This is a genomic window from Neokomagataea tanensis, assembly GCF_006542335.1.
Classification (GTDB): domain Bacteria; phylum Pseudomonadota; class Alphaproteobacteria; order Acetobacterales; family Acetobacteraceae; genus Gluconobacter; species Gluconobacter tanensis.
In genome coordinates this window covers 1,774,449-1,787,970 of sequence record NZ_CP032485.1, presented here as the reverse complement: position 1 = coordinate 1,787,970, position 13,522 = coordinate 1,774,449, and the positions used below count along the sequence as shown (strand labels likewise).

13 protein-coding genes are annotated in these 13,522 nt (G+C 53.3%); 3 read left to right on the top strand and 10 right to left on the bottom strand.

Annotated features, from left to right (window positions below; genetic code table 11):
- Positions 1-84 precede the first annotated feature (84 nt).
- From D5366_RS08130 to alkB, 5 genes are all read right to left on the bottom strand, one after another.
- Positions 85-696 (bottom strand): Maf family protein, encoded by a 612-nt coding sequence (locus tag D5366_RS08130; protein WP_141493046.1) that lies wholly within the window; start codon positions 694-696, stop codon positions 85-87.
- 13 nt (positions 697-709) lie between these two features.
- A complete protein-coding gene (locus D5366_RS08125) occupies positions 710-1,159 on the bottom strand; it encodes a hypothetical protein (protein ID WP_141493045.1) in 450 nt (149 codons plus the stop codon).
- Positions 1,156-2,358, bottom strand: a complete 1,203-nt coding sequence (locus tag D5366_RS08120; protein ID WP_141493044.1) for a nicotinate phosphoribosyltransferase — start codon at positions 2,356-2,358, stop codon at positions 1,156-1,158. The genes D5366_RS08125 and D5366_RS08120 overlap by 4 nt, the downstream gene beginning before the upstream one ends.
- 119 nt (positions 2,359-2,477) lie before the next feature.
- Positions 2,478-3,860 (bottom strand): class II 3-deoxy-7-phosphoheptulonate synthase, encoded by a 1,383-nt coding sequence (locus D5366_RS08115; protein ID WP_141493043.1) that lies wholly within the window; start codon positions 3,858-3,860, stop codon positions 2,478-2,480.
- A 44-nt stretch (positions 3,861-3,904) separates the two neighbouring features.
- Entirely contained in the window at positions 3,905-4,561 is a 657-nt protein-coding gene (gene alkB, locus D5366_RS08110) for a DNA oxidative demethylase AlkB (RefSeq protein ID WP_141493042.1), read from the bottom strand.
- 110 nt (positions 4,562-4,671) lie between these two features.
- Between alkB and D5366_RS08105 the strand changes: the two genes are divergently transcribed.
- Positions 4,672-5,082 carry a hypothetical protein gene (locus D5366_RS08105; protein ID WP_141493041.1) on the top strand — a complete coding sequence of 137 codons (411 nt, stop codon included), beginning with the start codon at positions 4,672-4,674 and terminating at the stop codon, positions 5,080-5,082.
- Between the two features lie 52 nt (positions 5,083-5,134).
- Here D5366_RS08105 and D5366_RS08100 read toward each other — a convergent pair whose 3' ends face one another.
- From D5366_RS08100 to D5366_RS08085, 4 genes are all read right to left on the bottom strand, one after another.
- Positions 5,135-5,746: a YceI family protein gene (locus tag D5366_RS08100; protein WP_141493911.1), complete on the bottom strand. Its 612-nt coding sequence runs from the start codon at positions 5,744-5,746 to the stop codon at positions 5,135-5,137.
- A gap of 195 nt (positions 5,747-5,941) precedes the next feature.
- Entirely contained in the window at positions 5,942-7,669 is a 1,728-nt protein-coding gene (locus D5366_RS08095; protein WP_141493040.1) for a Hint domain-containing protein, read from the bottom strand.
- A gap of 115 nt (positions 7,670-7,784) precedes the next feature.
- A complete protein-coding gene (gene gorA / locus D5366_RS08090) occupies positions 7,785-9,167 on the bottom strand; it encodes a glutathione-disulfide reductase (protein WP_141493039.1) in 1,383 nt (460 codons plus the stop codon).
- Positions 9,168-9,238: 71 nt separating this feature from the next.
- The gene (locus tag D5366_RS08085; protein WP_141493038.1) at positions 9,239-10,126 is read right to left on the bottom strand and encodes a ferredoxin--NADP reductase; all 888 of its coding nucleotides are present in this window, start codon (positions 10,124-10,126) and stop codon (positions 9,239-9,241) included.
- Positions 10,127-10,330: 204 nt separating this feature from the next.
- On the opposite strand from D5366_RS08085, the gene D5366_RS08080 reads away from it, so the two are divergent.
- Together D5366_RS08080 and D5366_RS08075 are read left to right on the top strand one after the other, a co-directional pair.
- Positions 10,331-12,802, top strand: coding sequence for a DEAD/DEAH box helicase (locus D5366_RS08080; protein ID WP_170211061.1), 2,472 nt, complete (start codon positions 10,331-10,333; stop codon positions 12,800-12,802).
- Positions 12,803-12,814: 12 nt separating this feature from the next.
- Positions 12,815-13,006 carry a DUF1737 domain-containing protein gene (locus tag D5366_RS08075; protein WP_141493037.1) on the top strand — a complete coding sequence of 64 codons (192 nt, stop codon included), beginning with the start codon at positions 12,815-12,817 and terminating at the stop codon, positions 13,004-13,006.
- Positions 13,007-13,060: 54 nt separating this feature from the next.
- Here the strand turns inward: D5366_RS08075 and D5366_RS08070 are convergent, their stop codons facing one another.
- On the bottom strand, positions 13,061-13,474 hold the full coding sequence (locus tag D5366_RS08070) for a helix-turn-helix domain-containing protein (RefSeq protein ID WP_141493036.1): 414 nt from the start codon (positions 13,472-13,474) through the stop codon (positions 13,061-13,063).
- Positions 13,475-13,522 lie beyond the last annotated feature (48 nt).

Below are 13,522 nucleotides of genomic sequence, written 5' to 3'. Positions count from 1 at the left end.
CGCTTCGATGAAGACGGATATACTGTTATGACCGGAGGATGACAAGCCCCAAAAAAGATAAAACGTCTTTTTGGGTAACTTTTATCAGTCCATTAATACCCCGGCCTGCCTCAGAGCGCGCATGAGCCCCAAACGTGGCAGGCCCAACACCGCATCATGCGCGCCATCTACCGCTTCAAAAAGCTGCGCGCCCATTCCCTCTAACCGGTATGCACCGACACAACCCAGTAAAGAGTCACCTTCTCTCTCTAAATAGTGGTCCAAAAATTCTTCTGAAAACTGGCGCATCGTCAGACGCGGCGCCGCTAATTCATCCCAAACTTTTTTACCGTTCCGATAAAGGACGACAGCAGTCTGTAAGATGTGGGAGCGGCCCCGCAGGCGCTGGAGCTGCATCCGGGCATGAGCGCGATCAACTGGCTTAGAAAAAGCTTCCCCGTCCAAGTCGAGGATCTGGTCTGCTCCAATAACCCATGTCCCCACAGGCAATTCAGAACACGCCATTTCAGCTTTGGCTTCGGCCAATGCTAGGGCCGTCGCCCCCAATGTATCTCCCCGCGCTTGGCACGCCAAACGCAGGCTCTCCTCATCCAAAGCAACTGGATGGCATGCATGCTCAACCATGCACCCTTCTAACAAAGCGCGGCGAGCGGCAGAGCCACTCGCCAGCACCAATGATGAAGCCTTCGCATCCATCTCAGTCGCTTAATTAATGGCGCAGATCGGGCGCATCTTCGTCATCCCAATCGTCGTCATCGGTTTCCGCTTCATCATCTGTATCGGCCGGACCAGCAATTTCATCCTCACCAACTAAACGGCGGGGATCAATTGAACGCCAATCTCTCTCAAGCGCGGAAGCCGGGTTTGCTGCAAAATCTTCTAATTCGGTCGAAGATTTCCACGCATCCTCACCAGCGTCTTGCACTTCGGCGTTTTCACCAAAAGCAAACCAACTTTCCAGCACTTCTTTGCTGGTCGCCCCCGGCACACGGCAACGCTCAATGCTGTCACGAACGTAAGCGCGCGCGTAAGCATTTGCGTGCGCCAAGTCCATGAAGTCCTTCACTTCCTCAACCGTATCCCCCTCAGAAGCACCTGAGTGATCTATAATGCGGACATTCCACCCTTGAGTTGCAGGTTTGCTTTCTGTCTCGCTCATGCTTTCTCCTTACCAGCCTGCACTTTCCCCAAGAGGAATTCGCGGCCGATTTTGACACGCAGATCGCCATTATAAGCCACGATATCTGCTGTCGCGTATGTTTCTGACCAATGATTAGGAATAAAGGAACCCGTACCCACAACGTCAATAGGAGCGTGCGCCTCGTGCATTGCCGTACATTTGTCCACATTAAACCCTGACGACACTACAATCTTGACGTTAGGATAACCTGCTTCATTCAAAGCTTCGCGCATACGCCAAATTGCTGCCGCAGAAACGCCCGTTCCCACCAAGTCGCGCAATTCACGGTCTGAGCGGTAACGTCGTATCGTACCCGGCGTATTACGCTCCAACACTGCATACGAGCTTTGAGGATCCAGCCCCTCTAAAAAACGGCCGCCATGCGTATCGAGGCGTACACTCAAACGTCCCTCTGCCGCATGCTCAGGGAAACGCTGGCACACCGTCAGAGTATCCGTAATTTCTTGCCCGAAGTAGTCAACGAGCACTGTCAGAGGGTCATTAGGAAAAACCTCTGCGTACATTTCCGCTGCTCGCAGCGTCGAACCCGCATAGCCAATAAGCGCATGAGGCATTGTTCCCAGCCCCTTATCGAGGCCAAAGAAGCCTGCCGTGGCATCATTGGCATTCCCAATAAAGCCCCGCGCTCCTTCACGTTGCGCTGCACGAGAGCCAACCCCCGCAGCATATCCCATTTGCTCTTGCATTTCGTAGCCTGAGCAGTGCCGCGCCTCCATGGCAAGGAACGGCACCTCAGGCAACGCCAGACACATCTGGTAGGCATTATGGGCAGCGACGCACGCAGCACCTAGCTTTTGCAATAAAAGCGTTTCGAGCGGCGCAAGTTTTACGAACGAGCCCGTCAGATACAGGAGCGGCTCCCCTGCCCCAACCCACTCACCCTCAGCATATACTTCGCGGCAATCGAGAACAAAGCCCTGCTCTTGCGCCACATTCTGCAACCAGCTTACAGCCAGCCGACACGCCGCAATGACAGGACGACGAATAAATACGGCGTAAGTAACATCACAATCGCCGAAATGTTGGACGATTTGCCGCGTGCGCCCGAAATATGAATCAGCCCGGCTCAGGATCGTGCTTTCGTCCAACGGCCCCGTCACCCCGTAAGCATTTGCTAAAGTTTCGGCAGCCTTGCTGGAAGCTTTGGTCGTATCCATGAACGTCCGTCTCCTGATCGCGGTGAGAGCGTTTCTGTTATTTATGCTGGCTATTACGCGCTCAAAAATTCGCTATGTCGAGATCACCTGACAAGACCAGATGATCCCGACCAGCCGCATTAACCTTGGCGTGCCGTTAATTCATGCGCCAAAAGAAATGCCATTTCCAACGACTGCTCTGCATTAAGGCGCGGATCACAGAACGTCTCGTAACGATCTCCGAGGTCAGCTTCGGTCAAGCATTGGGCACCGCCAATACACTCCGTTACGTCCTGCCCCGTCATTTCAAGGTGTATACCACCCGGACGACGCCCCGCTTGGGCAAATACATCAAAGAAGCCTAGGACCTCTCCCAAAATATTTTCGAAAGCGCGGGTTTTGATTTTATTGCTTGTTGTCGTCGTATTGCCATGCATCGGGTCGCACAGCCACGTTACCGTACGTCCCGTACGATTTACCGCATCCAACAAAGGCGGCAACAAATCACGGACCTTGTCTTTCCCCATACGGGAAATAAGCGAAATGCGTCCCGGCTCATCATTCGGATTTAGAATATCCAACAGGCGCTCAAGGTCACCAACCGTTGTGGTGGGGCCAACCTTAATGCCGATCGGGTTTTGTACACCACGCAGGAACTCAACATGCGCCCCATCTGGCTGACGGGTACGGTCACCGATCCACAGGAAATGCGCTGAACAGTCGTAATACTCACCGCTCGTGCTATCAACACGCGTAAGCGCTTGCTCGTAAGGCAGCAGCAGCGCTTCATGGGACGTAAAGAACTCCGTCTCATCGATCTGAGCAGAAGCTCCATCAATGCCGCACGCCCGTAAAAAAGATAATGTCTCGTCTATGCGCTGCGCAATATCGCTGTAACGCGCGGATAGAGGAGAGCGCTCAACAAAACCAAGGTTCCAGCGGTGTACTTCATGAAGGTTTGCGTACCCCCCATGCGCAAACGCGCGAAGCAGGTTCATAACCCCGGCGGACTGAAAATACCCTGTTTCCATGCGGGTCGGATCAGCGTAACGCGCTTCGGGCGTAAACGCTGGGCCGTTGATAATGTCACCACGATAACAAGGCAGCGTCACGCCGTCTTTGGTTTCTGTCGCGGAGGAGCGTGGCTTGGCATACTGCCCCGCCATACGCCCAATTTTAACAACAGGTACTTTAGCGGCATAAGTCAGCACGACCGCCATTTGCAGCAACACACGGAACGTATCCCGCACGATGTCAGCCGTGAACTCATCAAAGCTTTCCGCGCACGCCCCGCCCTGCAACACAAAAGCCTCACCACGGGATGCAGCAGCCAAACGCTTTTTAAGGCGGCGGGCTTCCCCTGCAAACACTAAGGGTGGGTATCGGTGTAGGCGTTCCTCAACAGCAGCAAGCGCAGCCGCATCCTCATAGGACGGAGCTTGGACGATCGGTTTTGAGCGCCAGCTTGTAGGTGACCATAACGTCTTTGCCTCTGACGTTGAGGTCGGTGTCGAGGGGTGCATGAAAAGCCCTCCCAATAAGGGTTAATGAATCAAACAGGCCGCGTTTATGAACGAAAAGTGTCTTCAGCGATAGCACGAAAGGTAAGATTATAACGCAGAGCACCAGTCAAAGGATGAAAAGCAGACCGCAAGGGCTTTATGCCATGCCATGCGAGACGACTTGGGCCTCCCCAAATCACAGCGTCGCCATGGTACAAATCCACCACCTCAACCGCCTGTTCACGCTCGACACCACCAAACATGAAGCGCGCCGGAATTCCAATAGAGAGCGACACAACCGGGGCCTCCAAACACCCCTCATCTTTATCTTGATGCATTCCCATTCGCGCGCCAGTTTCGTAGCGATTAATCAAACAACTCTGTGGCTCAAACTCATCATAACCCGCTTGTTGAGCCGCATCCTTGGCAATGCCCTTTAATACATTCGGCATACTCGGCCAGCTCCGCCCTGTAAGCGGGTCTTTGGCCGCGTAGCAGTACCCCCGCTCGTCCGAGCACCAGCCACAATCCCCACAACTCGTCAAAGCCACGGACATAACCCCGCCTCCCGGCACGGTCATGCGGCGGAAGGGCGCTTGCTCTGCCAGCGTGGCGATGGCACCCAAAATTGCGCGATCATGCCCCGTCGTAAAACCCGGTAGATGCACCGCACCATCCCCAAGAGTACGCCTTTCACGAAGAGAAGCGAAAAGATCCTCCAAAAACTGCTCTCCAACGGCAAAAAACAAACTTTATCACGCAATCGCCGCTTGAACCTAAAGCTTCCCGGCCCGATTATGGGACCTAGACCTTTTGGTGTAAGGAATTATCCATGACCCGCCTTTTCCGGTACGCTGCTACCGTTGCGCTTTTCTCCGGTTTAGCAACCGGACAGGTAATGGCTCAAGCAACTAGCTTCAACGCCCCATATAGCTCTGTCCCCGTGCAGCCTACCAACAAAACCGCACCGAGCACCGATAGCGATAAGCAAATCCATGGCGGAGAGCACTTTCGTGCCCGCGGACACCGCACGCCACCTCCCGGCTATCAGGACACTCCCTCCACGGACTTTCAACATGGCCCGGACCCAGACCATCTTGCTGGTGTTGAGCGCGACAACGTAACAGGCGCCAATTTGTCGAAATTTGGTTCATCTTACCAAGGCAGCAGCAACGTCCAATCAGGACAACTGGGAGATGCCACCGGTAACGGTTGGGTCGCACCAAAAGGTAACGGCTGGTAAACAAACATGCCCACCGCCAGCATATCAGAGCCGGCGGTGGATCAAGTCATGCTCAGTCTTGTTTTTCGAAAGCGCCTGCTACGTGCAGTTGCACCTCGTCACTTACATACGGGACGTACATTTTTACGCCGAAGTCGCTGCGCTTAATCGTCCCCGAGGCGTCGAAACCAATAGTATATTTTTTGTCCAACGGATTAACGCCAGCCCCTACAAAATGCACTTTCAGTGTTTCGGGCTTTGTAACGCCATGCAGCGTTAAATCCCCAGTGATGATAGCGTCGTCATGACCGACACGGCGCACCTGCTTTGATACGAAAGTGGCGCTCGGATAGTGTGCAGCGTCAAACCACTGTGCTCCCTTCAGTTCCTCAGTCAGTTTATCACTAGTCGTCTGAACAGAAGATACAGGTATTGTTATTGAAAATTTTGACGCATTTGGCGCTTTGCTGTCCAAATCCAGCGTCCCGGACGCTGAAGAAAACAAACCCTGAAAATTTGTGAACCCAAAATGCAGCACTGAGAAAACGACTTGCGTGTGGCCAGCCTCAACAGCGTAGTGACCCGCTTGCACTTTTGCCGGATCGGTAACGGTTTGAGCATCAACCAAACTAGGTGCCGCAAAAGCCAAACCCACAGCAGCAGCAAAACCAGTAAATATCTTCATACGTGACGCGCCTTTCTTAATAATCATGCGGGCTGTACTCTTCCCGCCGTGCTTATGAGAAAAAGCTTGGCGTAAAATCCCATGCCAAAAAACAACAACCTTGGAAACGCTACGTTTCCAAATATTACCCATAAAAAAAGGAGCCTCCCCGGAGGGAAGCCCCTTCATAACCCCTCATACATGAGGGAGATTTGTTTAAGCTTTCAGTGCACTTACAGCTTCGGCAGACTGCTCAAGAATATAAGGCCCTTGCGCCGCAACAGTGATCGTTAAGTCAGCAAAGGTCTCAATTTGCGCATCACCGAAGGTCAGAAGCGCATTACCATTGGTCCAGCGCACAATACCGCCTTCAATGCCGTACCAACCATCCAACTCCTGCTCACGCAGGTGCACGGTAACAGGGCTAATCGTGTTTCCCGATACGATGGTCATGTCGCCAATGAGGACGCCCAGCTTACGACGGTCATCAAGGAATGGGCCTACCACGTCAGCAGGGCGTACAGTGCGGGATACGATACGCGCTGATGCGACGCCCGCAGGAATAGCGAAAGAGACAACGCGCCCTTCTGTACGGGTTGGGCGTAGCACTTGGCCATTATCTGTAACGAGGTGCAGGTCAGCATCATTCGTCCAGACCCGGTCGGAGACTTCGCTCTGCACGCCCATGTCACGAGCGCGCTCCAGAAGGCGGGAGTGCATTGGCTCTACAACTGCACGCTCTGTGGTCAACGCAGCAGCGGCATCGCGCTCCCATGTCTTCGCACGCCCCTTAAAGAGCACCGCAACATCACCATCCTGCTTGAAGGTCGAGCGATTGCCCGTGTCCAGATAGCTCTCAGCCTCTAGGCCGTTTGCTACCAATACGCCGTGCTGAGCCAACTCGACGTGATAAACTTCAAAGGTCGATGCGGAACGATCAATTGTGATGGAGTGATCGTTCACCAGCATACGCGCCGGCACGAACTTACCGTCAATGTACAGGCAGTGTTCTGGTGTGACTAAAAGGTCTTTGCTGGGTACATTTTCTGCGAACGCATTAGCCTTGATCCGCACAGGGTAGCGTTCATCCTGCCCTTCTGAGACATGTACGGTTTTGTGGCCAACCCACGAAATTTCTTCTTCAACCAACTCGTCACCACGACGAACCAGCACTTTGTCGCCAGCAACAAGGTTTTCTACGGTCTTATGACCGAGAGCCGTCGCAATTTCCGTGCCTAGCAAATAGCACACAACGACCTGAACGTCTCCGCTATCGTACTGATTGGCTGACGTGGAAATATTGAAGCTGTGACCGTCATAAGCGGTTGTGGACAAACCGACCTGCTGGACAATTTTACCTGCAGACATTACCCGCAATGTCGAACCAACAACCGTCGCTGAGTATCCTGGTTGGTTCGTGTAGCTGGCAAAAGTCAACAAAGAGCCAGATGTAATATTCAGACCCGTAATCGTAGAAGACGCATGGATCGTAAGAATACCACCCGAAGAAACAGTCGTATTACTTGCCGTTGCGCCATTTTGAATGGACAACTCAGCGCCATTCATCACAACAGCGCCAACATCCAAGCCGCCGCTAAAATCCTGAATAAAGGCGCCGGATGAAATCACAGCCCCTGAAATGGTACCACCGTTATTGTTGATGTTCGCTCCAGAAAAAAGCGTAATGCCGGAGACAGTACCGCCAGCACCGATCTGCGCAAAAGCGTTCGCGCTGTTGTAACGGCTCGTACCACCCGAGGAAAGAGTGACGTTACGCGCCGTACCACCAGACGAAACGACCAGACGGCCGCCACTAGAAACCCCAACCGTGGTTACAACCCCGCCCGAAGACACCCGCAACTGGCCACCGGCATTGACCAGATAATTGCTCTGCGCGTCCTGAACCGTAACAATTTGTCCTGACGAAACTGTTGGCACGATCATTGCTCCTAGATGAGACTTTTTGTCAGACCATATAAGTATTTGTTGATTTTTTTTAAACCAACTATACACCTAATAACGGACCCTAACTTATTTCGATATTCTTTTACAAAGAAAATCATCCACCAACATGACGTGTTGGCGTTCTCATCGTCACAAATTCCTCTGCGCTGGTGGGATGAAGCCCAATCGTCCGGTCCAAATCACGCTTGGTTAGCCCTGCCGTCACAGCAATAGCCAAACCTTGAATAATTTCTGCCGCTTCAGGCCCCGCCATATGCGCGCCCAACACAACTTGGCTCTCCGAATCCACAACCAATTTCATGAAAGCCCGTCCTTCCCGGCCAGACAATGTCTGGTGCATCGGCCTGAAACTGGACGTGTAAATATCTATCTTATGATTTTTTGACGCCTCTTCTTCCGTCAAACCTACGGAGGCTAAAGGCTGAGAGAAAAACACAGCCTTTGGCGTCGTAGCAAAAGACCATTCACGACCGGCCTGCCCAAAGAGGCGCTCCGCCAAAAGGTGCCCTTCCGCAATGGCTGTTGGCGTCAGATTATACATGGCCGTGACATCGCCGATGGCATAAATACCGGGGACGTTTGTTGCGGAGTTGATAATGCGCACAGGAATGCGCCCATCTTTAACAACAACACCTGCCTTCTCTAAACCGAGATTTTCTATTCTTGGGTGCCGTCCGGTTGCAAAGAAAACGCAATCCGCCTCAATGACAGCCCCTCCCTCCAAGTGCAAAGCGTAGCCCGTTTCCGTTTTTTCAATTTTTTCAGGCGTTTTTTGAGGGTGTGCCTTAATACCGTAGAGGGGGAGTTGTTCACTTAAATGAGTGCGTAATTCGTCGTCAAAACCGCGAAGCGGATGCTCTTGCCGATAAATCAAATCGACCGACGACCCCAAACCGGCAAAAATCCCTGCAAATTCAACGCCGATATAGCCACCACCTATGATAGCAACGCGCTGAGGACGCTCTTCTAAATGGAAAGCATCGTCCGATACTATACCGTACTCAGCACCAGGAATACTTGGCTTAGTCGGCGTGGAGCCCGTTGCGACAACGATGTTCTTGGCGCGTATTTTTTGCGGCTTAGCGTTTGGCTCTAGAGGGGACGGTCCTATCTCTATGGTTTCGGAGTCAATAAATCGCGCTTCGCCCGTAAAAAGGTCTACACCAGCCTTTTCCAGCAAGGAGACATAAATCCCATTCAAACGTGAGATTTCTTTGTCTTTAGACGCAATAAATGAGGCCCAGTCGTGCCCATGCACAGATGCGTCCCAGCCATATTTGCGGGCATCATCGACGGAACGACCATATTCAGCTGCGTAGACCATTAATTTTTTAGGCACGCAGCCAATGTTCACACAGGTACCGCCCCAATGGCGGCGCTCAACTATTCCAACGCGCGCGCCGTTTTGAGCCGCGATACGCGCACAGCGCACACCGCCCGATCCACCACCAATGACGAAAAGATCGTATTCCTGCATGTCCCGGCCTCGTTTTTATGCTGGCTCCAACAGATAAGGAGCCAGCGTTACCTATACTTTAAATGCGGGCCTTAGCGTTCCGCAAAGGCCTTCTCAACGACATAAGAACCCTTACGGTTCATGTTGCCTTCTTCAAAGCCGCGCTCCTCCAGAAGTTTCTCTGTATCAGCCAACATCTCTGGAGAACCACAGATCATGACGCGGTCATGCTCAGGGTCCAACTCGTCAATGTTCAGGTCGCTAAAGATCTTTCCGCTGCGAATGAGCGTCGTAATACGATCTGTCACGGCATATTCTTCACGCGTCACAGCTGGGTAGTAACGCAGTTTGCCTTCCAGCATTTCCCCAAGGAACTCATGCTTCGGCAATTCATGACGAATGTGGTTTTCATAAGCCAATTCGCCCGAGATACGCACCGTGTGGCTTAGGATCACGTTTTGGTAACGCTCGTAAGCTTCAGGGTCCTTAATAAGGGACATAAAGGGCGCAAGGCCTGTACCCGTAGAAAGGAAGTACAAATTACGACCAGGCTTCAAGTTGTCCAGCAGCAGCGTGCCTACAGGCTTACGGCCAATTAGAACCGTGTCACCAACTTTGACGTGTCTCAGTCGTGACGTTAGCGGCCCGTCTTCAACAGCAATGGACAGGAATTCGAGGTTATCCTCATAATTGGCCGATGCAATAGAGTACGCACGAAGTAGAGGCTTGCCCTCAACTTCAATGCCAATCATTGCAAATTGTCCGTTTTCAAAACGCAGGCCCGGGTCACGCGTAGTCGTGAAGCTGAACAAGCGGTCCGTCCAATGATGAACGGTCAGCACTTTTGCTGGGTACAGATGACCATACTCCTTGCTGGGTTCAGCAAGGCGATACTGCCGAGGGTGCCCTTCATAAGGAACCAGACCCGTCAGGGCCTCATCAATTTCAGGCGTCGGTGCAGAAGGCAACGGCTGGGACATGAGAAACTCCCTCTCCAGTAAATTATAGCACTCATCACAGGTCCGACCGGGACTGGCCAGCCTGATTAGGGGCGAGTGTTGTAGCCTAAAGACTCATAAGGAGAAAACCCCGCCCCGCATCGGGAATACGTTTCATGATCGTGGAAAAGAGAACTTCGTTGATTGCGATTGAACGAAAAACGGGAATGTCGCAGTAATAAACCCATGACCAATGATATCTTGCCTGACGCCCCGCTTTCTCCCGCTGAACGTGCTTTAGCCGCAGCCGAAGCACTCTTTGGCGACTCGCTAGCGATTACCCCTAAAGAACGCCCCAACCTCCTGCGGCAAGCATCTCGCCGCCTTGATGCTGACAACACACTCTCAGCAGATGCCCTTCTTGAGGCATTATGCGTCGTGCGCCGCAAAAATTGGGCATCCCAACTCATGAACACTGCGCGCCGCGCAGGTGAGGTTTGGGTTACAAAAGCCGACACACAAGACGCTGTCGCCGGAATTACAGACCCCAGAGCCAACGCTGATACGCTCCGCACCGCTTTGAACGACACCCTCACAACCCGCTGGCAGGAAATGGGGGACACCCCGCGTCAGGTGCTGGAAGATGTGAGAGCAGACCTAACGGATACAGGTCTCATCCTCTCAGCGCGTCAGTTTGACACGTTATCGCGCTCAATAGCGCAAGCCTTTGGCAGTGTTGACCTCGGCTTTGAAGACGACTTACGCCTCGCGGAAGAACGCCGTGCCCGCGAACAAGCGGATATTGAAGCAAGAGCAGAAGAACGCCGCGCGCGTGAAATGGCGCGCCTCAACGCATGGGAAGACAGTCTCATCAGCTTTGATGAACTGCCGGGTGTCCTCCAATGTTCGCGCCGCGAAGCACTACGCTGGGTTGCGGAAAATCGCCTCCCGATAGCGCGCCGCGAAACGCGCAATGACGGTATTGAATTATTTTTCTTCGACCCAGTCGAACTAAAAAAAATTCGTTCAAAACTCACAGAGTGGCGCATCAAGTCATCAGGCCGCCCTGAAGTTCTGGACCTTGGAAACAAAGCCGGGAACGCAGCCATCGCCCGGGTAGCAGCTCTTGACCGCTTTGCCGCGCATTTCCGCACTGCGCGCGCGCTGAAGCGCCGCATTACACTCGTTACAGGGCCAACCAACTCGGGCAAATCCTATACAGCCCTCAATGCTCTGGCTGCTGCTGAGAGCGGCTTGGCATTGGCCCCCTTGCGGCTTCTAGCCCATGAATTCCGTGAATCACTTCTTAACCGTGGTGTGCCTGCGTCACTTGCCACTGGTGAAGAGCGCATTGAAGTTCCCGGTGCCCGCCACCTTGCTGCAACCGTTGAAATGTGCCCCTTCCATAAGCCCGTGGACGTCGCCATTATTGACGAAGCACAAATGCTTGCGGACCCAGACCGTGGCGCCGCATGGACTGCCGCCATCATGGGTGTCCCCGCCCGCCATCTGTTTATCTTGGGCGCACCAGATTGCATCCCCCTCGTCAAACGCATCGCTGAACTCTGTGACGACCCCGTCGATGAGATCCACCTCGAACGCAAAAGCCCGCTCAGGACTGGCGCACCTCTTGCCTTGTCCGAACTGACAACGGGCGATGCACTTATTGCATTCTCTCGCCGAGAAGTGCTGGACTTACGCGCTGAACTCATGGCTCAAGGCCGACGCGTTGCAGTCGTCTACGGCGCCCTTAGCCCAGAAGTCCGTAGAGCAGAAGCTGCGCGCTTCAACGACGGCAAAGCAGATATTCTTATCGCCACAGACGCCATAGGAATGGGGCTCAACCTCTCCATTCGTCGTGTTATCTTCAGCGCTCTGCGTAAATTTGACGGGCGACAAACACGCGATTTGACGTCGCAAGAAGTCAAGCAAATCGGTGGACGAGCAGGACGCTACGGCAAACATGAAGAGGGCATTGTCTGCATTCTGGCAGGCGGGGGAAGCCCCAACTTCGTAAGGCAGATGCTCGCCGCCCCTCCTGAACCCATCACAGAGTTGCGCCCTCTTGTGCAGCCAGATTCAGATATTGTGCGTGTTGTCGCAGAAGAGATTGAATCTGACAGTCTCTACGGTGTCCTGACGCGAATTAGGCGCGCGGTCCTTCGGCCGGATGACCCCAATTACCGTCTTGCAGACATGGAACAATCGCTTGAAATCGCCGCGGCGCTTGAAGGCGTGGAGGGCTTAGACCTCTCCGCACGCTGGACCTACGCCATGTGCCCAATCGACGAGCGGGATAACGGCATTCAACGCCTTACGGCTTGGGCAGCTGACCACGCGGCTGGACGCCCCGTGCCGCCGCCGGGGACAGGGCGCTTGCCTCACCCCGAACATGCAAGCCGTGAAGAGCTTGAGCGTGCCGAAAAACGCCATAAGCGGCTCGTTGCGTGGCGCTGGCTTGCCCTGCGTTTTGCGGACGCTTACCCAGCCCGCGAGAATGCTGAAATCAACACCGCCATTCTCAATGACTGGATTGAGCAAGTCCTACGGACCCAAAGCCGCATGCGCGAAAGCCAGAAGCAACAGCGTAACCGCGGCTTCTCTCGCCCGAAGAATGCACGCTCAGAGCGTGGGCCACAAACGCATTCATTCCCCAAGAAAGGCCGCAAGACCCTGTCTCTTGGACAAAAACCCGCCAAGCGTGCCCGCCGCAAGTAAGGGATAATTAAAATGAATACCTCGCCACCGGACGGTAAACCAGTTTACCGCCTCATTACGGGCAAAGATGATTCCAACTTTTGTCGCCGAATTTCGGAGGCTTTAGCAATTGGGTACCGCCTTTATGGCTCCCCTTCCTGCACCTTTAACGGCAAAGACGTCATAGTCGCACAGGCCGTATTGTGGCCTGACACCTCCGCATAACAAAAAAGGCCGGGCTTTAAATCCGGCCTAACCACCTAACTTCTCTTGCGAAGTTCATTCTTCAGAAAACTTGCCCTGCTTAGCTTCTTTAACTCTGCGTTCAACCCATTTTTGAGTTTGCAGCTTAATAAGCGGGTCTAATTGGCGATAGAGCTTTAGTATTACATCCTCATCGGGAGTAAGCACTGCTGGAATGTCCTTCGCAGCCATGCCCGTCAAAAGCACTTGAGGCTCGACGCCAAGCACGTTTGCCAATGCGCCAAGATGCTTGCCGACATGACCGGCCCGCCCCGTTTCCCAAAATGCAACAGCGGAACGAGAAATACCTACCTTCTGGGCCAACTGTAATTGACTAAGTCCAGCCATTTCGCGCAGAAGTCGAATGCGTCTCCCGAGGTCAAGTCCAGGGGACGATACATTGTCCTCTACTGATTGCTTGTTTTGGACCATACAGTCAGCATCCTCCATTTTCTATCGCTCTCCCTCATTCCACATCTGATCGGGGTAGACATATTA

Coding starts and splice junctions, on each gene's coding strand:
- D5366_RS08095 (WP_141493040.1), bottom strand. CDS start 7,669: ATGATCGTGCCAACAGTTTCGTCAGGACAAATTGTTACGGTTCAGGAC.
- D5366_RS08105 (WP_141493041.1), top strand. CDS start 4,672: ATGACCCGCCTTTTCCGGTACGCTGCTACCGTTGCGCTTTTCTCCGGT.
- D5366_RS08075 (WP_141493037.1), top strand. CDS start 12,815: ATGAATACCTCGCCACCGGACGGTAAACCAGTTTACCGCCTCATTACG.
- D5366_RS08115 (WP_141493043.1), bottom strand. CDS start 3,860: ATGCACCCCTCGACACCGACCTCAACGTCAGAGGCAAAGACGTTATGG.
- D5366_RS08120 (WP_141493044.1), bottom strand. CDS start 2,358: ATGGATACGACCAAAGCTTCCAGCAAGGCTGCCGAAACTTTAGCAAAT.
- D5366_RS08125 (WP_141493045.1), bottom strand. CDS start 1,159: ATGAGCGAGACAGAAAGCAAACCTGCAACTCAAGGGTGGAATGTCCGC.
- D5366_RS08085 (WP_141493038.1), bottom strand. CDS start 10,126: ATGTCCCAGCCGTTGCCTTCTGCACCGACGCCTGAAATTGATGAGGCC.
- D5366_RS08070 (WP_141493036.1), bottom strand. CDS start 13,474: ATGGAGGATGCTGACTGTATGGTCCAAAACAAGCAATCAGTAGAGGAC.
- D5366_RS08130 (WP_141493046.1), bottom strand. CDS start 696: ATGGATGCGAAGGCTTCATCATTGGTGCTGGCGAGTGGCTCTGCCGCT.
- gorA (WP_141493039.1), bottom strand. CDS start 9,167: ATGCAGGAATACGATCTTTTCGTCATTGGTGGTGGATCGGGCGGTGTG.
- D5366_RS08100 (WP_141493911.1), bottom strand. CDS start 5,746: ATGAAGATATTTACTGGTTTTGCTGCTGCTGTGGGTTTGGCTTTTGCG.
- D5366_RS08080 (WP_170211061.1), top strand. CDS start 10,331: ATGACCAATGATATCTTGCCTGACGCCCCGCTTTCTCCCGCTGAACGT.